This window comes from Bradyrhizobium sp. 172, from assembly GCF_023101065.1.
Taxonomy (GTDB): Bacteria; Pseudomonadota; Alphaproteobacteria; order Rhizobiales; family Xanthobacteraceae; genus Bradyrhizobium; species Bradyrhizobium canariense_D.
In genome coordinates, this window is sequence record NZ_CP064701.1 from 2,382,581 (window position 1) to 2,409,343 (window position 26,763).

The 26,763-nt window shown below is 64.3% G+C and carries 18 protein-coding genes and 2 pseudogenes; 13 read left to right on the forward strand and 7 right to left on the reverse strand.

The genetic code is table 11. From position 1 onward, the window contains the following. Nucleotides 1-245 precede the first annotated feature (245 nt). A complete protein-coding gene (locus tag IVB07_RS11260) occupies nucleotides 246-2,567 on the forward strand; it encodes a molybdopterin guanine dinucleotide-containing S/N-oxide reductase (protein WP_018460352.1) in 2,322 nt (773 codons plus the stop codon). A gap of 83 nt (nucleotides 2,568-2,650) precedes the next feature. Here IVB07_RS11260 and IVB07_RS11265 read toward each other — a convergent pair whose 3' ends face one another. Continuing rightward, nucleotides 2,651-3,634 (reverse strand): AraC family transcriptional regulator, encoded by a 984-nt coding sequence (locus tag IVB07_RS11265; protein WP_018460351.1) that lies wholly within the window; start codon nucleotides 3,632-3,634, stop codon nucleotides 2,651-2,653. Between the two features lie 354 nt (nucleotides 3,635-3,988). Between IVB07_RS11265 and IVB07_RS11270 the strand changes: the two genes are divergently transcribed. Next, nucleotides 3,989-6,871: a winged helix-turn-helix domain-containing protein gene (locus tag IVB07_RS11270; RefSeq protein WP_247767640.1), complete on the forward strand. Its 2,883-nt coding sequence runs from the start codon at nucleotides 3,989-3,991 to the stop codon at nucleotides 6,869-6,871. 49 nt (nucleotides 6,872-6,920) lie between these two features. Here IVB07_RS11270 and IVB07_RS11275 read toward each other — a convergent pair whose 3' ends face one another. The 4 genes from IVB07_RS11275 to IVB07_RS11290 all read right to left on the reverse strand — a co-directional run bounded on the left by IVB07_RS11275 (nucleotide 6,921) and on the right by IVB07_RS11290 (nucleotide 12,555). Continuing rightward, nucleotides 6,921-7,877, reverse strand: coding sequence for an alpha/beta hydrolase (locus tag IVB07_RS11275; RefSeq protein ID WP_247361268.1), 957 nt, complete (start codon nucleotides 7,875-7,877; stop codon nucleotides 6,921-6,923). Between the two features lie 122 nt (nucleotides 7,878-7,999). Continuing rightward, the gene (locus tag IVB07_RS11280; RefSeq protein WP_085384006.1) at nucleotides 8,000-8,701 is read right to left on the reverse strand and encodes a type 1 glutamine amidotransferase domain-containing protein; all 702 of its coding nucleotides are present in this window, start codon (nucleotides 8,699-8,701) and stop codon (nucleotides 8,000-8,002) included. Nucleotides 8,702-8,885: 184 nt separating this feature from the next. Then, nucleotides 8,886-9,593, reverse strand: a complete 708-nt coding sequence (locus IVB07_RS11285; RefSeq protein WP_085348991.1) for a hypothetical protein — start codon at nucleotides 9,591-9,593, stop codon at nucleotides 8,886-8,888. 118 nt (nucleotides 9,594-9,711) lie between these two features. Beyond that, nucleotides 9,712-12,555 carry a winged helix-turn-helix domain-containing protein gene (locus tag IVB07_RS11290; RefSeq protein ID WP_018460345.1) on the reverse strand — a complete coding sequence of 948 codons (2,844 nt, stop codon included), beginning with the start codon at nucleotides 12,553-12,555 and terminating at the stop codon, nucleotides 9,712-9,714. Between the two features lie 331 nt (nucleotides 12,556-12,886). Between IVB07_RS11290 and IVB07_RS11295 the strand changes: the two are divergent. The 7 genes and pseudogenes from IVB07_RS11295 (at nucleotide 12,887) to msrA (ending at nucleotide 18,121) form a co-directional block, all read left to right on the forward strand. After that, a pseudogene (locus IVB07_RS11295) lies at nucleotides 12,887-13,557 on the forward strand (sensor histidine kinase). Between the two features lie 33 nt (nucleotides 13,558-13,590). Then, the gene (locus IVB07_RS11300) at nucleotides 13,591-14,316 is read left to right on the forward strand and encodes a VOC family protein (protein WP_018460343.1); all 726 of its coding nucleotides are present in this window, start codon (nucleotides 13,591-13,593) and stop codon (nucleotides 14,314-14,316) included. 264 nt (nucleotides 14,317-14,580) lie between these two features. Beyond that, on the forward strand, nucleotides 14,581-15,894 hold the full coding sequence (locus tag IVB07_RS11305; protein WP_018460342.1) for an epoxide hydrolase family protein: 1,314 nt from the start codon (nucleotides 14,581-14,583) through the stop codon (nucleotides 15,892-15,894). A gap of 62 nt (nucleotides 15,895-15,956) precedes the next feature. Beyond that, nucleotides 15,957-16,804: pseudogene (locus IVB07_RS11310) on the forward strand (enoyl-CoA hydratase/isomerase family protein). Next, the gene (locus tag IVB07_RS11315) at nucleotides 16,782-17,009 is read left to right on the forward strand and encodes a hypothetical protein (RefSeq protein WP_247375524.1); all 228 of its coding nucleotides are present in this window, start codon (nucleotides 16,782-16,784) and stop codon (nucleotides 17,007-17,009) included. Before IVB07_RS11310 ends, IVB07_RS11315 begins: the two are co-directional and overlap by 23 nt. A gap of 1 nt (nucleotide 17,010) precedes the next feature. Next, nucleotides 17,011-17,433: an OsmC family protein gene (locus tag IVB07_RS11320; protein WP_018460340.1), complete on the forward strand. Its 423-nt coding sequence runs from the start codon at nucleotides 17,011-17,013 to the stop codon at nucleotides 17,431-17,433. Between the two features lie 172 nt (nucleotides 17,434-17,605). Beyond that, nucleotides 17,606-18,121 carry a peptide-methionine (S)-S-oxide reductase MsrA gene (gene msrA / locus IVB07_RS11325; RefSeq protein WP_026234007.1) on the forward strand — a complete coding sequence of 172 codons (516 nt, stop codon included), beginning with the start codon at nucleotides 17,606-17,608 and terminating at the stop codon, nucleotides 18,119-18,121. 49 nt (nucleotides 18,122-18,170) lie between these two features. Here msrA and IVB07_RS11330 read toward each other — a convergent pair whose 3' ends face one another. Then, a complete protein-coding gene (locus tag IVB07_RS11330; protein WP_247767641.1) occupies nucleotides 18,171-18,899 on the reverse strand; it encodes a TetR/AcrR family transcriptional regulator in 729 nt (242 codons plus the stop codon). 47 nt (nucleotides 18,900-18,946) lie between these two features. On the opposite strand from IVB07_RS11330, the gene IVB07_RS11335 reads away from it, so the two are divergent. The 3 genes from IVB07_RS11335 to IVB07_RS11345 all read left to right on the forward strand — a co-directional run bounded on the left by IVB07_RS11335 (nucleotide 18,947) and on the right by IVB07_RS11345 (nucleotide 22,617). After that, on the forward strand, nucleotides 18,947-20,092 hold the full coding sequence (locus tag IVB07_RS11335) for an HlyD family secretion protein (protein ID WP_018460337.1): 1,146 nt from the start codon (nucleotides 18,947-18,949) through the stop codon (nucleotides 20,090-20,092). Further along, nucleotides 20,089-21,585 (forward strand): MDR family MFS transporter, encoded by a 1,497-nt coding sequence (locus IVB07_RS11340; protein ID WP_085361028.1) that lies wholly within the window; start codon nucleotides 20,089-20,091, stop codon nucleotides 21,583-21,585. Before IVB07_RS11335 ends, IVB07_RS11340 begins: the two co-directional genes overlap by 4 nt. Nucleotides 21,586-21,678: 93 nt before the next feature. Continuing rightward, nucleotides 21,679-22,617: an aldo/keto reductase gene (locus tag IVB07_RS11345; protein WP_026234005.1), complete on the forward strand. Its 939-nt coding sequence runs from the start codon at nucleotides 21,679-21,681 to the stop codon at nucleotides 22,615-22,617. A 23-nt stretch (nucleotides 22,618-22,640) separates the two neighbouring features. Here IVB07_RS11345 and IVB07_RS11350 read toward each other — a convergent pair whose 3' ends face one another. Next, the gene (locus IVB07_RS11350) at nucleotides 22,641-25,481 is read right to left on the reverse strand and encodes a winged helix-turn-helix domain-containing protein (protein WP_247295119.1); all 2,841 of its coding nucleotides are present in this window, start codon (nucleotides 25,479-25,481) and stop codon (nucleotides 22,641-22,643) included. Between the two features lie 287 nt (nucleotides 25,482-25,768). On the opposite strand from IVB07_RS11350, the gene IVB07_RS11355 reads away from it, so the two are divergent. Further along, nucleotides 25,769-26,758, forward strand: a complete 990-nt coding sequence (locus IVB07_RS11355; protein WP_018460333.1) for a tripartite tricarboxylate transporter substrate binding protein — start codon at nucleotides 25,769-25,771, stop codon at nucleotides 26,756-26,758. Nucleotides 26,759-26,763 lie beyond the last annotated feature (5 nt).

Sequence of the window (26,763 nt, forward strand, 5' to 3'; positions counted from 1 at the left end):
TCACCGAAAGACGGACCGCGCGGCTCTGAATGCAACCGACTAAAGCGTTGAAAATAAAAGCAAAATTGGACGAAAAATCGCCGCCGGGTCGTTCCTGCGAACGTTCGCCAATCTGTCCTTGCACGAGCGCCCGGCATTTTCGCCGGCCCTGACCCGACGACATCGAAGCGCGGATCGCTATACTGCGACGCGGATGACATCGGTGCGGCCGGGACAGTGCCGCGACCGGAACAAGGAATGCGACGATGGACGATACGATTGGCTTCCCCGACCCCGGCCTCGACCTGTCCGACGGCTTCAAGCCGCACACCTCGCATTGGGGCGTGTTCTCGGCACGTCAAGGCGAGGCCGGGCTCGAGGTCAGGGCCTATGCGGGCGATCCCGATCCGAACCGCATCATCGACAATTTTCCCGGCGCGCTACGCCATCAGGCGCGCATCACCCAGCCGGCGATCCGCCGCGGCTGGCTCGAACGCGGTCCGGGTCCGGACGATCGCCGCGGCCGCGATGAATTCGTATCCGTCAGCTGGGAAAAGGCGCTCGATCTGCTCGGCGACGAGCTGGCACGCATCCGTGATACGCGCGGCCCCGGCGCGGTGTTCGGCGGCTCCTATGGCTGGTCGAGCGCGGGCCGCTTCCACCACGCCCAGAGCCAGGTGCATCGCTTCCTCAACATCGCCTTGGGCGGCTATGTGCGCTCGGTGAACTCCTATTCCTCCGGCGCGTCCTCGGTGCTGCTGCCGCAGATCCTCTGCGGCTACGAGGATATCACCAAGCGCAATGTCACCTGGGAGCAGATCGCGGCTGATACCGACATCGTGCTGGCGTTCGGCGGCATGGCGCTGAAGAACTCGATGGTCGCAGGCGGCTCGATCAGCAAGCATGTCGAGCGCGGCGCGATGGAAGCTGCGCGCCGCCGCGGCTGCGCGTTCATCCTGGTCAGCCCGTTGCGCGAAGACCTGCCCGTCGAGGCCGGCGCCGAGTGGATGACCTGCGTGCCCGGGACCGACACCGCGCTGATGCTCGGCATCGTTCATACGCTGATCGCGGAGAACCTGCACGACCAGGCCTTCCTCGATCGCTACACCGAGGGCTGGCCGGTCTTCCTGCGCTATCTCACCGGCGAGAGCGACGGCCAACCCAAGCACGCCGAATGGGCCGCCGCGGTCTGCGGCGTCGACACCGACACAATCCGCAAGCTGGCGCGCCGGCTCGCCGGCAAGCGCGCGCTCATCACCGTCTCTCATTCGCTCCAGCGCGCCGAGCATGGCGAGCAGCCGGTGTGGATGGGCATGGTGCTGGCGGCAGCGCTCGGCCAGATCGGCCTCTCCGGCGGCGGCTACGCCTATTCGTTGGGGGCAATCGGCTATTACGGTCGCCGCGTCAACGACGTGCCGGGGCCGACATTAGGGCAGGGCCGCAACGCTGTCCGCGATTTCATTCCGGTGGCGCGCATCGCCGACATGCTGCTCAATCCCGGCAGCGCCTATCGCTACAACGGCGAGACGCGCACCTATCCGGATATCCGCCTTGTCTACTGGGCCGGCGGCAATCCCTTCCATCACCACCAGGACATCAACCGCCTGCGCAAGGCGTTTGCGAAAGTCGACACGCTGGTCGTGCACGAGCTCGCATGGACTGCCACGGCCCGGCATGCCGACATCGTGCTGCCCTCGACGATGACGCTCGAACGCGAAGACATCGGCTATTCCAGCAACGATCCCCTGATGGTCGCGATGCACCGGATCGCCGAGCCGTTCGGCCTTGCGCGCGACGACTACGAGATCTTCGCCGATCTTGCCGACCGTCTCGGTGCGCGCGAGCCCTTCACCGAGGGGCGGACGTCACGTCAGTGGCTGGAACATCTTTATGAGCCGACCCGCGCCTCGCTCGAAGCGCGCGGCCTGGAAGCGCCGAGCTTCGAAGAGTTCTGGCGGCGCGGCAGCCTGGTGGTGCCGCAGCAGCCCGACGACGGTGGCCGGCTGCGCCGCTTCCGCGACGATCCCGTCAATCATGCTTTGCCCACGCCGAGCGGTCGCATCGAAATATTCTCTGCCAAGATCGCAGGTCATGGTGATGCGGATTGCCCGGGCCATCCGGTCTGGCTGGAGAAGTCCGACACGCCCAAGCCGGGGGCGCCGTGCTTCCTGGTCGCCAACCAGCCCGTGACGCGTCTGCATAGCCAGCTCGATTTCGGCGGACATTCGCTTCAAAGCAAACATCGCGGCCGCGAGGTCGCGCGCATGAACCCGCAGGACGCAGACGCACGCGGGATCAAGCACGGCGACATCATCCGGCTGTTCAACGCGCGCGGCGCCTGTCTCGCCGCGGTCCACGTCACCGACGGCATCGCGCTCGGCGTGGTCCAGCTCCCGACCGGCGCCTGGTACGACCCGATGGACCCCGAAGACGACGCGCCGCTCTGCGTGCACGGCAATCCGAACGTGCTCACCCGCGACGTCGGCACGTCGTCCTTTGCGCAAGGCTGCACCGGTCAGCTCACGACAGTCGAGGTCGAGAAGTTCACCGGCAATCTGCCGCCGATCCGGGCTTTCGATCCGGTGTAGAAAAAAAGGGGCCGTCCTGTGTGGGTGCAGGGACGGCCCCGAGTGGCTCGCAGGCCCGGGAGGATGAGGGCGCGAGCGAATGCTTACGCGGCTGCGCTGATCCAGTCCCTCTCCGTAGCAGGACGACGCGGCGGGAGTGCTTGCACCTCTCGCCGTTCGCCCTTGCTGGCGAGGCGCCAGCGTGCCGGGGATTGATCGGTGATGCGCTTGAAGACAGTCGAAAAATGCGCCTGCGTGCTGAAGCCGACGGCGAGTGCGATCTCGGCCAGCGGCCGCTCGGTGGTCGCCAGCAACGTCTTGGCCTGCTCGATCCGGTGATTGAGCAGATATTCGCGGGGGCGATAACCGGTCGCGACGCGGAATTGCGCCGCAAAGTGCATTCTGGACAGGCCGGCGACATTGGCGAGCTCGGACAGGCTGATGCAGCGGTGGAAATGATCGGCGATATATTGCTCGACGCGCCGCAGCCGCCATTTCGGCAGGGCATTGACCTTGGCGCGTGGCAATTCCAGCCGCGCCAGATGCATCGCGAGGGTTTGGCCAATGCAGCGCGTGAACTCGTGGTCCGCGGCGTCGCCAAGTTCGATCAGCGCCTTGGCAAGCTCGGCCGCGAGCGGATCGCGCAACAGGACGAGATCATTCAAACCTTCAGTTCCGGAAAATTGTGCCGGAAATTGATCCGCGGAGATGTAAAAGTGCAAGAAGGCGCATGGCGACTGGAATTGTACGGCGAGGGGCTTTGACGGCGCGGTGAGATACAGTGTGCCCGCGGGCATGGTCCCGTCGAAAATGACCTGGCGATCCCGGGTCAGTTTCGCGCGCGTGGTCTTGAGGGCGATGCCGACGAAATAGCGATCCTCGGGCGTCGTCGCTTGGTGCGACGAGGTGCTCCGCGGGTCTTCCCATCGCGAGATCGCGATGTCCTCGGCCGCCGCTCCCGTGCGCGGATCGATCTGACGCCATTGACGCTCCCGAATGATCGCGTGTGTTGCCCGGGGGAACTCGCAATCCCCCGAGGTGCCCGGAAATTCAATCCAGGCATCACCTGCCTGCAAATTGGTCAACATCGTTCGTCCTCTCCGGGCGTTCTCCGCTGTTTGCAACCAGCAAACGCGCAAAGCCCACGTTTTCCATGGTGAGAGGATAGGCGTGAGCTGACCTGCAAGCTCGTTAGTGGTGATTAGGATGTGTTAGTTTTTGTGGGAGCGCATCAGGTGCGGCATCCCGTCTCAGGAAGCGTCGTTTTTGTACAGTTTATCAGACATTTGCGTATCCCCGACACGACTCAGGAGAGCACCGGTCATGGCGTGGAGATCGATGTGGAGGTGTGAGTTCTGTGGGTTGCCCTCGCTGGACCTCGCACTGGCGCCGGGTATAGTCGCGCCGCATTTCGCTGGAGCGGCCGTCAAGATGAGCCAAAAGTGATCGAGCTCTCGGCAGGACAGGGCCCCCGCGGCCGCGACGCCGCGGCGATCCCAGATTTCGATGCCGTCGCGTTCGGGCCATTTTCGCTGCGGTCGCGGCTGCTGGAGAAGGATGGCTTGCCGGTCAGGCTCGGCAGCCGTGCGATGGATATTTTGCGCCTGCTGGTCAGTCGCGCCGGCGAAGTGGTCCCGAAGAACGAAATTCTCGGCTATGCGTGGTCCGGACTTTCCGTCGAGGAGGTCAGCCTGCGCGTCCATGTCGCGGAGCTGCGCAAGGTGCTCGGCGACGGAAAGGATGGTGCCCGCTACATCACCAACATCCCGGGCCGGGGCTATTGCTTTGTCGCGCCCGTGCGGCGTGGCGGGCGCGCGGAGGTGGCTACACCGGCGTCGCGTGTGCCTGAAAGGGCCGCGCCGCCACCGTCGCTACCGCGCCGATTGGACCGGATGGTCGGGCGAGAGGACGCCGTGGCCGAGTTGGCAGCGCGCTTGCTCCGCGATCGCTTCGTCACGCTGCGAGGGCCGGGCGGCATCGGAAAGACCACCGTTGCGACTGCGCTCGCGCACGAGATGTGCGATAGCTTCGACGGCAACGTCCATTTCCTCGAATTCGGTCCGCTCAAGGACGGAGCGCTGGTCGCGAGCACGGTTGCAGCCGCGTTGGGCCTCGTCGTGCACCACGAGGACCCCTCGGCCAGCATCGTCAATTTCCTGCGCGGCCGCCGGCTGCTTCTCGTGCTCGACAGCTGCGAGCACGTCATCGAGGAGGTCGCGCGCCTTGCAGAAAACATCTACCGGGAGGCGCCTGGCATCGTCATCCTCGCAACCAGCCGCGAGTCGCTGCTGGTGGAAGGCGAGCAGATTTTCGAGCTCGTTTCGCTCCCCGGTCCGCCGCAGGGCACCCGCCTCAGTGCCGGCGAGGTGCTTGCTTATCCCGCCGTGCGCCTGTTCGTCGATCGCGCCGTCGCGGCGGGGCATCGCGACGACATCACCGACGAGCATGCCGAAGTCCTGGCCCGGATTTGCGGCAAGCTCGACGGCATCGCGCTGGCGATCGAGCTGGCTGCCGCACGTGTCGGTCTCTATGGACTGCGCGAGATGGCGGCGCTGCTCGACAACCGGCTGCAGCTCGAATGGCGCGGGCGGCGGACGGCGCCGCCGCGGCAGCAGACGCTCGGCGCTACGCTCGACTGGAGTTTCGGTCTGATCGGCGAGAGCGAGCGGATCGTATTTCAGCGCCTCGCCGTCTTCGCAGGTCACTTCACGTTGAGGGGCGCGATAGCAGTCGCGGCCGGGGCGGAGATGGCGGAGGATCGCGTCGTCGAGGCCCTGGAGCAACTCGTGGTGAAGTCGCTGGTTTCCACCCAGCCGGACGGCGCATCGCGGCGCTATCGCCTGCTCGACGCAACGCGTGCCTATGCCCTGCAGAAACTGGCCGACGGCGGACAGCTGGCGCAGATCGCGCATCGTCATGCTCTCTATGTTCAATGCACGCTCGAAGCGGGCATGAGGGACAAGGAGGGCGGCGATCATGCGTCACGTTTGCAGGAAAGCGCGAGCCTGCTCGCCGATGCCCGCGCTGCGCTGCAATGGGCTTATGCCAACGACGACGGCGCCGGCTTGCGCGTGCCGCTCGCCGGCAGCTGCACAAGGCTGTTCGTCGAACTCAATTTGCTGAACGAGGCCCGCATCTGGTCCGATCGCGCACTCGCAATGCTGGACGAGGCCGACCGGGGCGGCGCATGGGAGCTCGAACTTCAGTCGACGCTCGGTCACGCCTTGATGTTCACCGAACGTAACAGCGAGCAGGCGGAAGCGGCGCTCAGGCGCGGGCTGGAAATAGCGGAAGCGCTTTCCGATCACGCCAACACATTCAGGCTGTTGTCCCGGCTCAACATGTTCTACCGCCGGACCGGTCGCTATCGGCATCTGGTGCCGACTGCGCTTCACGCCGAGCGGATTGCCCGCGTCATCGGCGATACCGCGGGCATCGCCGGGAGCAAAGCGCTGCTCGGCGTGTCATATCACCTCGCCGGAGACCAGGCCGCGGCGCAGGCTCATCTCGACCAGGGCCTGCGAGACGACGCTGCGCTCCGCGGCACCCAACCCGGGCATTTCGCCTACTCACGCACACCGCAAATTCCGCTCGCGCGCGTGCTATGGCTGCGCGGCTTTCCCGATCGTGCGCTCGAATGCATCCGGCCGCTGGTCGGCGCTTCGGCGCCGCATGACGTGGTCATGCATTGTATCGCATTATGCTGGTCCGCTTCGGTATTCGGCTGGCTCGGCGACTGGTCGTCGGTCGAGGCGATGACCGGTCGTCTGACCGCGCATGCGAGCATGCACGGGCTCGTGCCTTACGAAGCCGTCGCGGCGGGTTTTCGGGCGCAGAGCATGATCGCTCGGGGCGAGGCGGCCGGCGGCGTCGACCTGATGCGGAGTGCGCTTCCACGCCTGCATGCCCACCGCTACGAACTCTATGCCTCGGCGTTCGCCGCGGATCTGTCTCGGGGCCTGGTCAGCTTGGGACAATTGACGGAAGGCATTCAGGTTCTTCACGAAACCATTCTGCGGGTCGAGCGGGAAGGCGGCGCGTTCGACATGCCCGAGCTGCTCCGTCTGCGGGGAGAGCTGGAGGTCCAGGGCGGCAATCCCGACGCGGCCGAGGCCGATCTTGTCGCCTCGATCTCGCTCGCCGAACAGCAGGGCGCGCTATCGTGGCGGCTGCGAGCCGAGATGTCGCTGGCGCGGCTTCGAACCCGGCAGCATGTGCAAAATCCGCTCGAACAGCTCGCTCAAACCTATGCCCGGTTCTCCGAAGGGTTCGAGACCGCCGATCTCATTGCAGCACGACGCATGTTGAACGAACCGGGGGCCTGAACAGTCGATACGACCGTCTCTTCTCGCTGCTGAGCGCGTCCATCAGCGCTCAACCCTTGTGTCCAGCCAGCTGCCCCAGGAAGTCGCGGACAAGCAAAGCGATCTCGTCGGTGGCTTCATCCAGCGCGAAGTGGCCGGCTTCGAGAATGTGAACCTCGGCATCCGGCACGTCGTCGCGATAGGCCGTCGCGCCTGCGACGGCGAATGACGGATCGTATTCGCCCCAGACCACCAGCGTCGGTGGCCGCGTCTGGCGCAACCAAGCCTGCCATTTCGGATAGGAGGCGACGTTGGTCCGGTAATCCAGGAACAGCGTGGTCTGAATCTCGGCCTGGCCGGGACGCGTCAGGAACGCGTATTCGTCGATCCAGGTGTCGGGGTCATAGCGCTCGGGACGCGGACTGGAGCCGAGATGCCGCTGACTCGTCGCCTCCAGGGACGTAAAGTTGGCCTTGAGCGCCTCGACCTCGTGCGCCGGGTCGGCCCAGTACTTCCTGCGCGCATTCCAGAGCGGGCTCAGCCCCTGCTCGTGCGAAACCGCGTTCTGGACGATGACACCGCGGACGCGTTCGGGATGCGCCAGCGCCATGCGGAAGCCGACAGGGCCTCCGTAGTCCTGCATGAACAGGACGTAGTCGGTGAGGCCGAGCTTCGTTGTGAGCTCGCCGATCACGGCGGAGATGTTGTCGAACGTATAGGTGAAGTCGCATGGCGGCGGCGCGCTGCTGTTGCCGAAGCCGGGATAGTCCGGCGCGATGAGATGATATTTGTCGGCGAGCAGCGGCATCAGCGGCTCCCACATCCGCGACGACGAGGGAAATCCGTGGAGCAGCAGCACCGTCGGAGCGTCGGTGGGCCCAGCCTCGCGGTAGAAAATCTCGAGACCCCGGATATCGGTCTTGTGATAGCTGATCGAGCGCCGGCTCGATCGCAGATCCTGTGCCGAGGCCTGCACGGTCGCGCAGGCCAAAGCGGCCGAGAGGGCAAGAGTGGCTGGGATGTTCATGTCATCGCTCCGAATCCGGCATGTGAAGTGAAGATGTGTCGCAAGTAGGGGACATCCGCTTGTGACGGCGGCGTCGAGAGGCACCATCGCGGGCGCCTCTCGCGATGTGCCGCATCTGGGCTTTACGACGCGCGCGCCAGCGGCTCGCCCTTCAGGGCGGCGAGCAGGGCCTGCGCGGCCGGACCCGAGGAGTGCGGGTTCTGGCCCGTGATCAAGAGGCCGTCGGTGACGACGTGAACGCCCCAGTTTGCCGTCTTCGAGAAGACGGCGCCAAGCTTCAGCATTTCGTCTTCGACCAGGAAAGGCACCACCTTGGTGAGGCCGACGTCCTCCTCTTCACCATTGGTGAAACCGGTCACCTCCTTGCCCTGAACCAGGGGCTTGCCGTCGGGCGTCTTGACGTGGCGCAGCGCACCAGTCGAATGGCAGACCACGGCGACTGTCTTGCCGGCGGCAAGGAAGGATTCGATGAGCTTGACCGAGTCCTTGTCCTCGGCGAGGTCCCACATCGGGCCGTGACCGCCGGGATAGAAGACGGTGTCGAAATCTTCCTGCTTGACGCTGTCGAGGCGAACCGTCTTGTCGAGTTGGGCTTCGGCGGCGACGTCGGCCTCGAAGCGTAGCGTCAGGTCGGTGCGGAATTCGCGCTCGTTGCTCTTGGGGTCAAGCGGCGGACGGCCGCCTTTCGGCGAGGCGAGGGTGATCTCGGCCCCGGAATCCCTGAAGATGAAATAGGGGGCGGCGAGCTCCTCGAGCCAGAAGCCCGTCTTGCGCCCGGTGTTGCCGAGCTGGTCGTGCGAGGTGATGACCATCAATATTTTCATGACCGTTCTCCTTGAGTGCGTTTGCTGCGATGACGCGCTCCATTGCGGTGGAGATGCGCGGAGCTGGGTCTCGTTCGAGCACGTCACGTCGTTCGTTGCTCGCGAACCCAATCTGCGCTCAAGGCCGACTGTTGGCTCGTTATGTATTGTTAGACGTTGAGAGTTGGAGATATCGCGCGGGCCGCTACTCGAAGACGGCGTCAAAGATCTCGACATCCATCAGCACGGGCTTGGCGACCACGGTTCCGTCGGGCCGCAGCGTCTGCGCGCGTCGGAGCGTCGGCACCACGATGCCGCCGAAGCTGTCATGGGCCCAGGAGTAATGCGCGACTTTCATTCCGAACAGATCGTGATCGGTCCGCCGTTGCAATGCGTTCTCGTCGAAATAGAAGATCTGTTCGGGCGCGAGCGTGATCAGGCTCGGTGGGAATTGCGCCCGCAGCCGCCGCCATGACTCGTTATTCTCCTGCCACGGCGGCAGCTCCTCCACCAAGACATCGGGATGGGCGAGCAGGAATGGATTGGTCAGATAATTCCAGATCGCGACGCCGCAGAAGAAGACGAGATGCAGCTCGCCCGCGAGCGCGGGCGAACCGGCCTCGGTGAACGCAAGACTCGGATTGCGCCAGGTCCGCAGAATCTCACCTTCGAGGCTTTCGATCGTGATCGCGTCCGGCTGAAACGAGCCGGAGTGTTCGCCTCCGGTGATGCCGGTGAAGCGGACCGATTGCGTGCGGGTCGAGCCCTCCGCCGTCACGTCCTTGAATTCGCTGGCATGTCCGGTGCTGGAGAACAGCGTTCCCGCGACGGAGAGGTGAAGCGTGAACCGGCTCAAGCTATTCCAGCGGGCCATTCCGCCGCTGGCATCAATTACATCGTCAAGAAGCGCCATGTCCCGCCATATCCACCATGAAGTGCCACCACCATGGCGGGGCGGATGCGGCTTGGCGTGTTAGAATTTGTTAGGAGTTGCGAGCGGATAGCCTTGCGGTATCTCATTGAAGATACTCTCAATTCAGCGCCGCAAGGAGCTCCCTGGCGGCGACGAGATCACGGGTCTGGAGGCCCTCCTGGTACCGCGCGACGAGGGGGGCGAGCAGGGCGCGTGCGTCGGCGGCTTTTCCGGCCCCGCGCCAAACCCGGCCGAGACTAATTGCCCCCCGCAGCTCCCAGCCGAGCGCGCTTTGGCGGCGTGACAGATCGAGCGAGTCCAGGAAGCAGCTTTCGGCTTCCGCGGCATTGCCCGACCGGGCGAGGATGTCGCCCTTGACCCTGAGCATCTCCGGCATGTCGAAGGATTCGCCATGATCGGGGATCTCTGCGATGGCATCGTTGATGGTCTGCAAGGCTTCGTCGGCCTGGTTCTGCGCCACAAGTCCCTCCGCGAGCGCGGTCGCAAACACCGTGGTCATGATCCGGTGTCGCGTCGCGTACAGCGTGGCCTGGCTGCGGCGGAGGTGCTCGATGCCGGCGGCGACGTCGCCGCGGCGAAGCAGCAGCTCACCCTTCTGGCCGATGCCGACCGCGTGATAGGGCCCGAGGAAGTGGCGCGCGGAATGATCGATCAGCCGCTCGATCAGGATTTCCGCATTGGCCAAGTCGCCGACCCAGAGGAACACGTAGATGGTCCAGATCAAGGAAATACCGAGAGTGAGCGGCTGTTCGAGCAGTTCGGCTTCGCGAACGGTGTATCTCGACGCCTCGATCGCACGATCGGGCCGGCCGGTGAGCCAAAGCCCGCGTGCCAGCGCCACCAGTGCGACGATGCGGTCGTCATAGCCGAGATGGCCGATATTCAGCCGCTGCGAGCCGGGATTATGCAACATCGCGCTCTCGCAGAGCTGCACCGCCTTGTCCTGGTTGCCGATCAAATGATGGGCGACGCCCAGCATCCATTCGACGTTCAGCGTGCTGGCGGGATCGTTCAGCTTCCGCGCGACGCTCTCGCCCTGTTCCCCGGTTCCGAGTGCTCCGTGAAAATCTCCGACCCTGGTGAGATAGATGTGCAATCCGCGGAGCAGCCAGAGCTGCCAGTGCAAATCCTGGAGCTCCTGGGCAAGCTGGAGACTGCGCGTGAATGCCGAGCGGACCGCTTCGGTATTGCCCTGCGTGAACATCGCGGAGACGCCGAGCGCGGCCTGCAAGATCATTTCATTGCGGCCATCCACCGCGCTCGCGTCGAGGGACGCCAGCGCCTGCTGGGTCCAGCGGTAGCATTCCGTCAGCAATGTCAGCTCAAGGAAGAATTGCGCCGCTGACGCCGCCAGATCCACGCCGATCGTTCGGTCCCCGCCGTCCGAAAAGCTCCAGGTCAGCGCGGCCCTGACGTTGGGCAGGTGGTCGGCATAAGGAAGGAAGCCGCCGGCGCTCTGCATGCCCGTGGATTTGACGGCGATGTCGCGCAGGAAGTCGCGGAAATATTCGGCATGGGCACGTGCGACGCGGTCCGCTTCGCCGTTCTCGACGAGCTTCTCCGCGACGAAGGCACGTGTGGTGTCGAGCAGGCGATAGCGCAGCCGCCGCTCCGCAGGCGAGGTCGCGATCAGCGATTTGGAAAGCAGATTGGAGATCGCCTCGGCGGCTTCTGCTTCGCCAATGCCCTGACAGGATGCGACCGCAAGCGCGGCTTCCAGGGTGAATGGCCCGACGAATGCCGACAATCCGCGCAGCGTTGCGCTTTCGGTTGCCGGCAGCAAATCATAGCTCCAGGCGAGTGCCGCACTCAGGGTGTGGTGCCGCGGCACAGCGGTGCGCCGCCCGCGCCACAGCAGCGAGAAACGGCTGTCGAGCAGAGAGGCCGTCCCAGCGATGCCATAGGCATTCACGCGCCCGGCCGCGAGCTCGATGGCGAGCGCGATGCCGTCCAGCCGACGGCAGATATCGGCGACGAGCGGCGCATCCTCTTCGCTGAGCTCGAATTCGCTCAGACTCTCTGCGATGCGTTCCACGAAGAGCTGAGTTGCAGGATAGGCAAGGATGTCGGCGATGCCGAGCCCGTCGCGCTGTGGCGGGCAATCCAATGGAAACAGCCGATGGACACGCTCACCTTCGGCGCGGAAAGATTCGCGGCTGGTGGCGAGAATATGCAGCTCGCCCGCTTCCCGGACGATGCGCTCGGCCAGGGGGGCGAGATCGTCGAGGATGTGCTCGCAACTGTCGAACACCAGCAACATCCGCCGGCTGCGCAGGAATGCCAGCAACCCCGGCATCGGGTCGTCGGAATTGACTGTCAGGCCCAGCGCGGCCGCAATCGTTCCCGTAACGAGCCGGGTCTCCCTCAGTGCGCCGAAATCGACAAAACACACTTGGCCGTCGAAGGCCTGGAACTCGCGATGCGCGACCGCCAGTGCGACCGAGGTCTTGCCGATCCCGCCGGGGCCCACGATCGTGACGAAGCGATGCAAGGCAAGCTCGGCGGAAATCTTCTCGACCGCATCGTCTCGCCCGATCATCTTCGCGAGCGGCGAGGGCAGCGAGCGCGGCGCAGCAACGGGCAGGCTGGTCCGGTTCTCCGATGGGGCGGCCCGGAGCAGCGCGGCCGTGAAGCAATAACCCCGTCCGGGGACGTTGACGACGTAGCGGGAGCCTTCGCCCGGATCGCCCAAGGCCTTGCGCAGCGTCGTGATGTGAAAGCGCAGGCTGCCTTCGTCCACATTCACGTCGGCCCAGACCCGCCGCATCAACTCACGCTTGTCCACGACCTCGCCCGCGCGCTCGGCGAGAAAAACGAGAATGTCGAGCGCACGGCCACCGAGGTGAACCGGGGCGCCGTCCTTCTCGAGCAGCCGCGTCTTTGCGAACAGCCGGAATGGCCCGAAAGCAATGGCCGAATCCTGGTCGTTAGTGTCCGGCACGGGCCAATCATTCCAGTGAGAGCTGAACTCTGCACTTTGATCTAGCAGAAGGGAACCCTGAGTAAACTGGCCGAAAGTGGCGAAATCGCGTGGAGGGTGCCGGCAATTGGCCGGTCGCGCGCGACGATCCGTCGCAAATTGTACTCAACGCGAGCCTCTTTCGAAGCGATCGGGACAACCCGGCAGTGTGCTTGACCGACCAGCTCACGTTCGGAGTGCCCGTCGTCGTACCCCATCATAACAGAATCTTGCAACGTCTAACGAGCAATGCGCGCGAACTGCATCCAGTATCTGTTCCGAGTTTGACGCTAATTCCAACGGGGAGGCTACGATGTCCGGTATCAATGCTCGGCCGAATGACGACGTCGTTCGATCTCAATTTGTGGCCAGTTTAGACGATCAGTCGCGTGACTGGGAGCTCGTGCTGCGGGAATCCCACCATCGGATGAAGAATACGCTGACGATACTCGGTGCGTCAGTCCGCCGCGATTTCACCAGAACGGGTACCAGGGATGTGTCGCTTGCAGCGGACCGGCTCGAGCGGCGCATTGTCGCCTTCGGCAGGCTCTATCAACTCTTGTCCGACAATGACGACCATACGGCGATCCCGGTGGCGGCCTTCTTCGAAAATCTGTGCGGAGCGATTTCCGAGGCCGTGCTGGAGCCGGCGGGCATCCGCTGCGAGGCTGCAATTGAAAGCGGCACGCTGCCGGCGTCGCAATGCCATCGGCTCGCGCTGATGCTGACGGAGCTGGTAACGAATGCGGCCAAGCATGCCTTCCCGAACAGGAATGACGCACTGATCCGCATCGAGACGGCCAATCGCGACGGCGCCTGGTTCTGCACGGTAATAGACAACGGGATCGGCGCGACGGGCCGCTTCAGGGCACCGGCAGCCGGATTCTCGAAGGACTCGCACGCAGCATTCACGCCCGGCTGCAGGGCGAGGCGGGAGAGGACGGCACACGCGTAACCATCGTGATGCCGATCGCAGCTGCTTGAAGCTCGTCTTAAATCCAACCCAGGGAGTTCGACATGGCCACTACCGAAATCGACCGCGACGCCGCGGCCAAGCCTTCCAACAAGCCTTCCAACAAGTCTGCCAACGAGCCTTCGGTATCGCGTAGCGTTGATCAGAGGCTCGAGGTGATCGTGATCCCCGTGTCCGATGTTGATCGCGCCAAGGCCTTCTACGCGCGTCTCGGTTGGCGACTGGACGCCGATTTTGCCTCTGGCGATGATTGGCGCGTGATCCAGTTCACGCCGCCAGGTTCGGCCTGCTCGGTGATTTTTGGCAGGAACGTGACGGCGGCAGCGCCGGGCTCGGTGCGAGGCCTCTACCTGATCGTCTCCGATCTGGAGGCGGCGCGAAAGGATCTGCTGGACCGCGGCGTCGAGGTCAGCGCTCCATTCCACGGTGCCGGCGATGTTCACGCGGGGACCGACGAGCCTTATCTCTCCGGCAGCGTTCGGGTGAGCGGTGCTGACCCGAAGCGCGGCAGCTACGGCTCATATGCGTCGTTCAGCGATCCCGACGGCAATGGCTGGTTGTTCCAGGAGGTCACGACGCGATTGCCGGGACGGATCGCGGGCGACGGCACGACATTCGCTTCGCAGGCTGCGCTGGCCGCAGCACTGCGCCGCGCGGCGGCGGCCCATGGCGAGCACGAAAAGCGGACCGGCGGGCACGACGAGAACTGGGCCGATTGGTACGCCGATTACATCGTCCGCGAACAGGCGGGCCAGCCGCTGCCATCCTGAGCTGGGCAGCACGGATTCTTCGACTGATGCAAGCCGACACGGCGCGCGATGACTGAGCTCATCGCGCGCCGTGTTGTTTTGGCGGCGCGCGTCGCGAGTCGACGATCGCTCTCCTCGGTGTCGCGCGGCTCGCAACGGCTAACGCGCTCTAACAACCCATAACGAGCAAATTGCCAGGGCCTGCGCCAATCTCTCGGCATGGCGAACCGAGGCGTTTATGTCAAATTCGGTCAGCGTCACCGACCAAAGCCAGGGAGATCGAACATGACCACGCAAGCACGTACCGACATTCTCAATCCAGACCGCCGTCAACTGTTGAGTCAAGCCGCGATGACCGCGGTCGCGGCAAGCGTGTCGAGCCTGCTGCCGCTGCATTCTGCGAAGGCCGGCGTGAGCGGGGCGGTCCGCCCGTTCCACGTCAGCGTGCCCGAGCAGGATCTGCTCGATCTCCGTCGCCGTCTCGCCGCGACGCGCTGGCCTGATCGTGAGATCGTTGCCGATCAATCGCAGGGCGTGCAACTGACGACGGTGCAGCAGCTCGTGAGCTACTGGCAGAACGACTACGACTGGCGCAAGATGGAGGCGCGGCTGAATGCCTTGCCGCAATTCGTCACCGAGATCGACGGCGTCGACATCCATTTCATTCACGTCCGCTCCAGGCACGAGAATGCCTTGCCGATGATCGTCACGCATGGCTGGCCCGGTTCGATCATCGAGCAGATGAAGATCGTCGGCCCGCTCACCGATCCCGCCGCACACGGCGCGACGGCGGCGGACGCTTTTGATCTCGTGATCCCTTCGCTCCCAGGCCACGGTTTCTCCGGCAAGCCGGCGGAGCTGGGCTGGGATCCCCAGCGCGTCGCGCGTGCCTGGATCGTGCTGATGAAGCGGCTCGGCTACAACCGCTATGTCGCGCAAGGCGGCGATTGGGGCAATGCCGTGACGGAGCAGATGGCAGTGATCGCGCCGCCGGAACTGCTCGGCATCCACACCAACATGCCCGCGACCGTTCCTGACGACATCGCCAAGGCGCTTCAGCCCGGCGGATCGCGGCCGTCGAACCTCTCGGCCGACGAGCGCTACGCTTACGATCAGCTCGATGACTTCTACAAGCACGGTCTCGGCTACGCGATCGAGATGTCCAACCGGCCGCAGACACTCTATGGCCTGGTGGATTCGCCGGCGGGCCTCGCGTCCTGGATGCTCGACCATGATGCGCGCAGCGCCGCAATGATCGCCCGGGTGTTCGACGGCAAGACGGAAGGGCTGTCGCGCGACGACGTGGTCGACAACATCGCGCTCTACTGGCTCACCAACACCGCGGTGTCGTCGGCGCGGCTGTACTGGGAGAACAAGCTGGTGTTCTTCGAGCCCAAGCACATCAAGATCCCGGTCGCCGTCAGCGTCTTCCCGGACGAGATCTACGCTGCGCCGCGCAGCTGGACCGAGAAGGCCTATCCGAGGCTGATGCACTACAACCGTCTCGACAAGGGCGGCCATTTCGCCGCCTGGGAGCAGCCCGCGTTGTTCTGCGCGGAAATGCGCACCGCCTTCCGACCGCTGCGTCAGTCGATCTGAGACCTGCGGGGACGCGCACTTCCGCGCGTTCCCTTCTTTCCCCACAGACCAGGAATCCAATCATGAACCGCCCCGAACGCACCTTCACGACCGACCAAATCCGCCTGGAACGTCGGCTGCCGTCGTATTGGCGTGTCACCTTCGACATGCCCCCAGTCAATATCTTCGGCCCCAAGCAGCTTCCGCTTCTTGATGACGTCGTCAAGGCGATCGAGACCGATCCTGAGGTGAAGGTCGTGGTGTTCGACAGCGCCGTCGAAGGCTTCTTCATCACGCATTACGACTTCCTCGCGCCGCTGGAGGATTCGCTTCGTATCCCGCCGGGGCCGACGGGCCTGCAGGCACTGCCCGACATGCTGGTGCGTCTCAGCCGCGCGCCGGTGGTTTCGATTGCCTCGATTAGGGGCCGTGCGACCGGCGTCGGCAGCGAACTGGCGCTGGCAAGTGATATGCGCTTTGCCAGCCGCGAAAAGGCGGTCCTGTCGCAATGGGAGGTCGGTGCGGGCCTGGTGCCCGGCGGCGGCCCGATGGCGCGGTTGCCGCGCCTGATGGGCCGCGGCCGCGCGCTCGAGGTTCTGCTTGGCGCCGACGATATCCACGGCGATCTCGCCGAACGTTACGGCTATGTGAACCGCTCGTTGCCGGATGCCGAGCTCGATGGCTTCGTCGAGGCGCTGGCCATGCGCATCGCGTCCTTCGACAAGGAGGCGATTGCCGAGACCAAGCGCCTCGTCGACGTTGGAGCCTGCCACCGGATATCGAGATCAAGCCGGAATGGGACGCGTTCCTGGCCTCGCTCAGCCGCCCGGCAAGCCAGAGCCGCATCAAGGCGCTGATGTCGCGCGGCTTCCACCGCGCCGGTGATGTCGAGAACCGGCTCGGCTTCCATGTCGGACAGATCGGTAGCTAAAGCGTTTTCAAGCGAAGTGGATACCGGTTCGCGTGAAGAAAACGCGTCAAAGCAAGAATCAAGTTCCGTTCCGATTTTATCGGAACGGGATTTGGCGGAACTGCTGCGGCGCTCGGCCGGTTGGAACGGCGACAGGCAGTCGTGCCAATGTCGCTTTCGTACCGTACCGAGTGCCGGTGCTAAAAAAATCAACCAGGAGAATTGAGATGATCCGCAAGGCAACAGCAGTCTGGAAAGGCACCGGTCGCGATGGCACTGGTCAGTTATCGAGCGAATCCGGCGTGCTCGCCGCGACGCCTTATTCGTTCAAGACCCGCTTTGAGAACGAGAAGGGCACCAATCCCGAGGAATTGATCGCTGCGGCCCATGCCGGCTGCTTCACTATGGCGCTGGCCTTCGGCCTGCAACTCGCCGGCTTCACGCCGGACGAGCTCACGACTGAAGCTGCGGTCAGCCTCGAGCCGGAAGGCAAAGGCTTCAAGATCAGCAAATCGGCGCTGACGCTACGTGCCAAGGTGCCGAACCTCGACGACGCTGGTTTCGCCAAGATCGCGGGCGAGGCCGAGAAGAACTGTCCGGTGTCGAAGGTGCTCAACGCCGCAATCACGCTCGACGCGAAGCTGACGTAAGGCGCGCTCAATTTATGTCCATCTGGTTCTGCTTGGGGAAGCTGAGGTCGTCGAAGCTTTGGCCTCCACGAGAGGAACCGGATGGGCAAATGCCTGGCTTTCGACTGGGCCGCCGAAAGCATAGGATGCGACGGGTTCAGAACGGACAGACCGATCAATTGGGAGTGGAGATATGACAACGGAACGCGCAATTTTGGCCGGAGGCTGCTTCTGGGGCATGCAGGATCTGATCCGCAAGCAACCGGGCGTGGTCTCCACCCGCGTCGGCTATACCGGCGGCGCGGTGAAGAATGCCACCTACCGCAACCATGAAGGTCATGCCGAAGCGATCGAGATCACCTTCGATCCCGCCAAGACCAGCTTTCGGACCATGCTGGAGTTCTTCTTCCAGATCCACGATCCGACCACGCTCAACCGCCAGGGCAATGATTTGGGCACGAGCTATCGCTCGGCAATCTTCTATACCAGCGACGAGCAGAAGCGGATCGCCAAGGACACGATTGCAGACGTTGAGGCGTCCGGTCTCTGGCCTGGCAAGGTCGTGACCGAGGTCGCGCCCGCGGGCGAGTTCTGGGAAGCCGAGCCGGAGCATCAGGATTATCTCGAACGCTATCCGGACGGGTACACCTGCCACTTCATCCGCCCCGACTGGAAGTTGCCGCGGCGCGGGGCTGCCGCGGCAGGCTAAAGCTGGTCGTCGCTATTGCCGGGGAGAGCCATGGCTGAAATCCGCGAGATCATCGCCGGCATCCGGAGATCACATCGACCGCTTTTCGGGCCATCTCCCTCAGCTCGGAGCGGCGGGCGCCGGCACGGGCGCGAATGGCGATGGTGTGCATCGTGGCTGAAGCGAGAATGGCAAGCGCCGCCGGATCGGCGTCGCGCTTCAGTTCGCCCTTGTCCTGCGCGAGCCGGAAGCGGGCTTCGAAATCGGCATCTATCATGCGCAGTCCCGCCGCAACGCTGCTCCGGATCGCGGCATCTTCTGCGACTTCGGTCACCGCCGTCCCCACCACGAAGCAGCCGCGTGCGGCTCCCTTGCCGGAAAAGTAGATCGACAGCGCCGCGTCATAGGCCAGGATCAGCGCTTCGTCCAAGGGATGGTCCCCGGCGAGAGCCTCACGCGTCGCGGCAAGGCTGATCTCCCAATACCGCGCGAGGGCCTCGAGATAGAGCGCATGCTTGTTGCCGAACACCGCGTAGAGGCTCGGCGGACTCATCCCGGTCGCGGCAGCGACCTTGTCCAGGGAGGTACCGGAATAACCGGTCCTCCAGAACGTTTCCGTTGCCCGCTTCAAGGCCGTCTCTGCGTCGTAGGCCGGTGGGCGTCCCCGGCGCGCCGGGCTCGTTTCGCTCTTTTTCCGTGCCATATCGTCAGAACCCCGGTTGGCATGTTCCACACGCATATTTGTATGGATCGTTATAAAAATCAAGGTCGCGGACTTGATCGCCGCGTCGGGGTACAATATTTGTAACGAACGTTATTAAATAGATTGAACCCGAGGATCTTCCGATGCGTTTCGATTTCGCGCCAATCGCCGGCGGGCTCGGCGTTCGCAACAGCTTCCGCCCGAGCGACGCAGCCGCCCAATGGTTTGGGGCAGGGCTCGGCAAGCCGCTGCGACGGCCGCTGATGCTTGCGCTGCCGATGGCGGCGGCCGTGGTCGGCGCATTCATCTATCTGGCGCAGGAGCAATATGTCTCGACCGACGACGCCTTTGTGCGTGCCGCCAAGGTGACCATCAACGCGCGCGTTTCCGGCCAGGCGGTCGAGATAGCCGTGCGTGACAACGAGCGCGTCCGGCGGGGGCAGGTGCTGTTTCGCATCGACCCGGAGCCTTATCAAATTGCCGTCGACCAGGCCGAGGCGCGCCTCGGCAGTGCGCGGCTCCAGATCGAATCCCTCAAGGCGACCCACCGTCAGCAGCAGGCGGAGCTGCAGTCGGCCAAAGAGACGGCTACGTTCGACGAGCACGAATTCGACCGCAAGAGGATGCTGGTTGCCTCCGACTTCACGCCACGCGCGGTCTATGAACGGGCCGAGACGGATCTCAAGGTCGCTCGCCAGCGCGTGGCGTCGGTCGAGCAGCAGATCGCCACCACGATCGTCGCACTCAACGGCGAGCTTGAGGGTGATGTCGATCGCCATCCGGCAGTCCGCGCAGCCAAGGCACAATTCGACCGTGCGCGGCTGGATCTCTCCTACGCCACCGTGACGGCGCCGGACGACGGCATCGTGACCAAGGTCGACGATCTCCAGATTGGTGGCTTCGTCAATGCCGGGGCACCGACGTTCTCGTTGCTGTCGAGCCGGCACGTCTGGGTCGAGGCGAATTTTCGCGAGACCGGTCTCACTCATATGCGCCCTGGCCAGGAGGCGACGATCGACGTCGATGCCTATCCCGATCGCAAGTTCAAGGCACACATCGTCAGCATGAGTCCGGGGACCGGCTCGGACTTCTCGCTCCTGCCGCCCGAGAATGCGACGGGAAACTGGGTCAAGGTCGTCCAGCGATTGCCGGTGCGCTTGGAACTCGACGATCTCGATCCAAACCGGCCGCTGTTCTCAGGCATCAGCGTGACGGCGCGGGTCGATACAGGCCATCGCCGCAGCTGGGCGCATCTGCTCCAACCGGCGCTTGCGATGGAGGGCAAATGAGTACGCCCCTCCCATCGTCCACGGCGCCCGGCGGTCATCACGCGATCGCCGCGGCCGCCCTCATGGCGACCTACATGCAGGCCGTCAACATCTCGATACCGAACGCGGCGCTACCCCATATTCAGGCGACGCTCTCGATGGCCAATGACGAGGTCGGTTGGGTGTTTTCCTCGTATATCGCGGCGAGCGCCGTGACCATGTCGATCACGCAATGGCTGGCGGGACGCTACGGTCGGAAGGTGGTCTATCAGGCCGCCGTCACGATCTTCGTGTTGGGTCTCGCGCTCGACGCGCTGGCGACGACGTCGATTCAGTTCGTGCTGGCGCGAATCCTCCAGGGCGCGGCGAGCGGACCGCTGGCACCGCTCTCGCTGGCGATCCTGCTCGAGGCGACATCGCCGGTGCGACATGCGCGCATGAGCCTGGCGTGGACCGTCTGCTCCCTACTCGGCATCAGCAGTGGCCCGGCCATTGGCGGCTGGCTCAGCGAATATTACGGCTGGCCCTCGATCTTCTATTTCAGCCTGCCGATGACGGGCTTCATTTTCCTGACGATGGCTCAGCTGCTCCGCGAGAAGCGGGCGGAGCGGAGCCGGTCCTTCGACTTCTTCGGTCTGACGACGTTCTCCGTCGGCATGATCGGGTTGCAGATGTTGCTCGACCGCGGGGAGCGCCTCGAATGGTTCGCCTCGACGGAAATCTGGATCGAGGCGGGCGCCTCCGTGCTCGGCTTCTATCTCTTCATCGTGCACGTCATGACGACAAAGGAGCACTTTCTCCGCACGGCGCTGTTCAGGGACCGCAATCTCGTGCTCTCGACGGTCATCTCCTTCGCGCTTGGCTTCGTGCTGCTGCCGACCCTGGCCTTGACGTCCCCGATGCTGGAGGAATTGCTCAACTACCCCGTCGACACCACCGGATACATGACCGTTCCTCGCGGCGTCGCGCTGGTGGGGGCGCTGGTGCTGACGAGCCTGGTCCCGGCGCAGATCGACTACCGGCCGTTCCTCGTGGGTGGAATGACGCTGGTGGTCTATGCCAACTGGCTGATGCTTGGCTATTCACCGGCGATGGATTGGCGGCCGGTCGTCGAGGCCGGCCTGCTCCAGGGAGCGGGTCTCGGCATGTTGCTGCCCGCGCTCGCCAGGGCCGCGTTCGGCACGCTCGATCCGAAGCTCCGCCCGGAAGGCAGCGCGCTGATCAACCTGTCGCGCCTCTATGGCAGCACCATTGGCATCGCGGTCGTCCAGCTCTTCTTCTACGCCAACACGCAGGCTGTGCATGTCGCACTCGCAAAGAACCTCACGCCCTATCGTGTCGCCGCTTACGTCGGGGGCTCGGTCGGCAAGCCGGGTCTTGCGGCCCTCAACGGCATGGTCACGCGTCAGGCGGCGACCGTCGCGGTCATCGACCAGTTCGAGATCCTGATGTTCGCCATGCTCGTCATGATTCCGCTCGTGTTTTTTCTCCGTAAGCCGCGGCCTACCGGTTAACGCCTGGAGTCGTGGAATGACATCGCATCGTCAATTTCGAATACCTCGTCCCTTACTTTTGAGGGAGCTGAGGGCAAACAAAGGAGCATCAGCATGACAACGTCGGATTCGCTTCGTTATACGAGAATTCTAACTCATCAATCCGGGACGATTCCCGCGGTGGGATTTGGCACGCTCATTCCGGATCCGCTCGTGACCAGGCGGGCCACCAAGGCTGCATTGGAGGCCGGATTTCGACATCTTGATTGCGCGGAGCGCTATCGCAACGAAGAGGCGGTCGGCGATGCGCTGCGGGAGGCATTCAAGGCGGGGACGCTTCAGCGCAAGGACCTGTTCGTTACGACGAAGCTATGGAACACCAATCATCGGCCGGAACGGGTCAGGCCTGCCTTCGACGGCAGTCGCCGGCGGCTGCAACTCGACGAGATCGATTGCTACATCATCCATACGCCCTTTGCCTTTCAACCCGGCGACGAGCAGGACCCGAGGGATGAGCACGGTCGGGTCATCTATGATTCAGGGGTTACGCTGGCGGAGACATGGGGGGCGCTGGAGCGCCTCGTCGACGAGGGGCACTGCAAGTCGATCGGTCTGTCGGACATCACCCTGGACAAGCTGCGCGAGATCGTTTCGATCGCGCGGATCAGGCCCGCCATGGTGCAAGTCGAATCGCATCCGTATCTTCCCGAATGGGACCTGCTCGACTTCTGTCGAGAGCACGGGATTGTCTTGCAGGCGTTTGCAGCGCTGGGACACGCCATGAAGCCGAACGTGCTAGCCGATCCGGTGATCACTGCCATCGCGGAGCGCTTGCACAGGACGCCGGCTCAAATTGCGCTGGCGTGGGCGGTCCAGCGCGGCACCGCTTTCCTGACGACTTCGACCAATTCCCGGCGCATCCAGGAAAACTTCGATATTTCGGCCTTGCCCGAAGACGCCATGCGAGAGATGAGGGACCAGATTACGACAAACATCAGGTTCAACACGGTCGTCGAGACCGGCGTGCCCGGATTCATTCCGCGGGCCGGATGAATCGGCGCCGGTCAGCCGACTCGTCAAGCCCGGAGCTGCTCGATCAGATCGTGGGCGCTGCGGATCTCGGCAATGCCGGCGCCCTCGGTGAACGGCCCGCATGCGCGTTGCAGAATTGCCAAGGCCTCCGCGCTCTGGCCGGCCCCGATCATGTACCGCGCCAGGCTGACCGCGCTTCGCAGCTCCCAGAAAAGCGCGCCTTGCTGGACGGCAATGTCCATGGCCTCGCGAAAGCGCGCCTCGGCATCCTCTGAATGCCGGGCGTTCCTGAGCATCAACTCTCCCTTGATGCGGATCAGCTCCGGCAGATACCAGAGCTCCTGCCGGTCGTTGCAGCGGGTCAGGACATCCTCGATCACGTCGAGCCCGCGATCGACCTGGTCGGCCTCTCCGGAACACGCGGCGAGCTCGCCGAGCAAGGGCAGAAAGCGCGGCAGGAAGCGCGCATCGCCGGCGCGATTGAGCTCCTCGCGCAGCAGCGGCAGGCCGGTCGTGACGTCGCCGCGCCTGACCATGACTGCGGCGTTGAAGGCCCGTGCCCACAGGCCCCACAGCCGGATGGCGTGGCGCTCGGTGTGTTCGAGCAGCTCGATGCCGTGACGCTCGGCGGCGTCGAAATCGCCGGACCAGAAGGCGATCGGGCAGGCGGCTTGTCCGAGCACGCTGCAGAATGTCAGCGCGTGGCCGTTGGCGCGGCCTTCCTCGATGTTTCTGGCGGTGAGGGCCTGAGCCTGATCGGCCAGACCCTGAAGCCACAGGATGCGAGCTCGAAAATATTGCGTCGATATTCTCAGATCGAGCGGGAAGATTTTCGGCTTCTCCGCCAACACATGCAACGATGCATTGACCCGGTCGATGCGCAGCCGAGCCTCGTTCTGATCCCCGAGATAATGCAGCGCGACGGCCATCAGCCGGTCGCCCAGCATGACATCGGTCCTGTCGGGCGAGTTCGCGGCTGCGTTCGCAAAGCGATCGGCGAGCGCACGGGCCTTGCCGAACTGTCCGTTATTGAACTGGTCGATGCACAAGCCCCAGAGCGCGCGCAGCCGGAAATCCTTGTCGTCGAGCCTGTCAGCCAGCTCGAGGGTCGTCTCGAGGATCGGCCGCGCCTCGCGCGCGCGGCCCTCGCCATACATCAGCGACCATCCGAGCGCCGACAGCAGCTGCATGCGGATGCGGTCGTCGTCGGCGGTGTCTCCGAGCGCCGCGAGCGCCGTTCTGCTGCGCTCACGGCATTCCGCGAACAGCGAAAGACGCACCCACAGCGTGACTGCGGCCGACGTCAGCGCGATCCCGAGTTTCGGCTCGCCGTCGGGCCCGAAGGCCCAGTCCAACGCCGCGCGCACATTGTCCAGCTCCGCGCCATACATGCTCAGCCATTCGGGCAGCGGCGTCGAAATATCGGCCTCCGCGCGCTGGAATAAATCGCGAAAATGCTCGGCATGACGCCGCGCGAACTGCCCGGCTTCGCCGAGCTCGTTGAGTTTTCCGTATGCATAGGTGCGCGTGGTGTCGAGCAGCCGATAGCGCAGCGTCCGCGAGCCGGACGGCGAAATCAGAGACTTGGTCACCAGGCTGTCGATTGCTTCGAGGGTCTCGGAGGCGTTGAGGCCGTCACCCGACGCGACCGCCGCAGCCGCCTCCGGCGCGAAAGGCCCGGCGAAGACCGACAGGCGTCGCAGCGTTGCGCTCTCCGCGGCAGGCAGAAGGTCGTAGCTCCAGTCGAGCGCCGCAGCGAGTGTCTGGTGCCGCGGCACGGCGGTGCGTCGGCCGCGCCATTGCAGCGAAAAGCGGCTGTCGAGCAGGGATGCCGTGCCGGCGATGCCGTAAGCATTGACGCGGCCCGCCGCGAGCTCGATTGCCAGCGCGATGCCGTCGAGGCGCCGGCAGATGCTCGCGACGAGGGGGGCCTCTTCCGCGCTGAGCTGGAACGGGCCCGAGCTCTGCGCAATGCGCTCCACAAAGAGCTGAGCCGCAGGGTAGGCAAGGACCTCGTCGACAGCAAGCCCTTCGCGCTCGGGCGGACAGTCCAGCGGGAACAGCCGGAAAATTCGCTCGCCTTCGCTCCGGAACGACTCGCGGCTGGTTGCGAGAACACGAAGCTGCGGTGCTTCGCGAACGATGCGCTCGACCAGCGGCGCCAAATGATCCAGCACATGTTCGCAACCGTCGAAGATCAGCAGGGCCGGGTCGGTCTTCAGAAACGTCAGCAGGGCCGGCGTCGGATCCTCCGCGCTGATGGTCAGTCCGAGCGCCGAAGCAATGGTGGTCGCGATGTGACTGGCATCCCTCAGCGGACCGAAATCGACAAAGAAGACTCGCCCGCCGAAATCCTGGGAGCGGCGATGCCCGACGGTGACGGCGACCGAGGTCTTGCCGATGCCGCCCGGGCCGACGACGGTCATGAAGCGATAGAGCGAAAGTCCGTTCGAGATCTTCTCGATGACACCTTCCCGGCCGACCATCCTGGTGAGCTGAGCGGGCAAGGAGCGGGGAGGGGCGCTTTCGGCCGGGAGCGGGGCGGCCGGAGGAGCTGCTTGAGCGAACGAGGCGACAAAGCAATAGCCGCGGCCGGGCACGTTGACGACGTAACGCGCCGACTTGCCGGTGTCGCCGAGCGCCTTGCGTAGCGCTGCGACATGGAAGCGGAGGCTACCCTCGTCGACATTGACGCCGGCCCAGATGCGCTTGACCAGCTCTCTCTTGTCGACCACTTCTCCGGGGCGTCCGGCAAGGAAGATGAGAATGTCGAGCGCGCGGCCGCCGACATGAAGCGGCGAGCCCTCCTTCTCCAGGAGCCGGGACTTCGGAAACAGTCGAAATGGCCCAAAGGAAATGGCCGAATCTTCGCTACGATCTGGCACGCGCCATCGCCCCCTCGAAGGGAGTCAAAAGGTATTACTTTCTGATCTAACAGAACGAGGCGTACAGTAAACCGGTCGAAAGCAGTGGGCAGGGCTGACAGCCCTGCGCGGACGGATGGCTCGCCGAAATAATGCTTGTGAAATAAAGAGTTAGGCCGACATGACAATGCGATGACGCCGGGGCACGGCCGGATGGAGCATTGACTGTGATGCCGGATTGCTGCGATGGCATGGTCCGGGAGCCGGTCCCGCCACCACATTGACTGCCGACTTCCGGAATTTCCAGCATGGCCTCTTTCACGCGGCGACAATTGGTGCACGCGTTGTCGGGCGCAGCGGCGCTCGCCGCGCTTCCCCGCAGCGGACAAGCCGCCGACTATCCGTCTCGTCCCATTCGCCTGGTGATTCCCTACGGAGCCGGCGGATCGGGTGACCAGATCGCGCGCCCCTGGGTGGACAGGATGCCGTCGCTGCTCGGGCCGACCTTCGTCGAATATATCGGCGGCGCGGGCGGCGCCATCGGGACCGCGGCGGTCGCGCGCGAGGAGCCCGACGGCTATTCGCTGCTGCTCGGCAACGGCAGCACGCAGGTCATCATTCCCATGACGGCGGCAAATCCCGGATATTCCGTTGGCGATTTCCGCGCCATCTACCGGCTGATCAACAGCGCGCTGGTTTTCGCCGTCAATCCTTCGGTGCCTGCCGCAAACCTGCGCGAGTTGATCACCTATGCGAAAGCCAATCCAGGAAAGCTGTCCTATGGCACGCCGGGGATCGCCACCGGAAACCATCTGGTCGGCGAATCCTTCAAGCAGCAGGCCGGCGCGCTGGACATCGTCCACGTGCCCTATCGCGGCATCGCGCAGGCGACCAACGACCTCGTCAGCGGCCAGATATCGCTCGTCATTGCCGTCATGTCCGTTCAATTGCAGCAGCTGGCCCAAGCGGGAAGAGTCAGGCTGCTTGCGGTCACCACCGAAACGCGGCTGAGCGGCGCGCCGGAGATCCCGACCGCCGTCGAATCCGGCATGCCCGGCATCCGGTATGAGGGATGGTTCGGTCTGTTCGCACCCAAGGACACCGACGATGCGATCATCGACCGGATCGCGCAGGCGACGCGGCTCGCCATGGCCGATAGGGCGCTTCTGGCGAGCTATCGCGCCCAGGGCATGGAGCCGGACAACGATTCAAGCCCGGACAAATTCCAGCGCATCGTCGAGGCCACATCCGCAAGCCTCGCGCCCCTGATCAAATCGATCGGGCTGATCAATTTGTGAAGCCG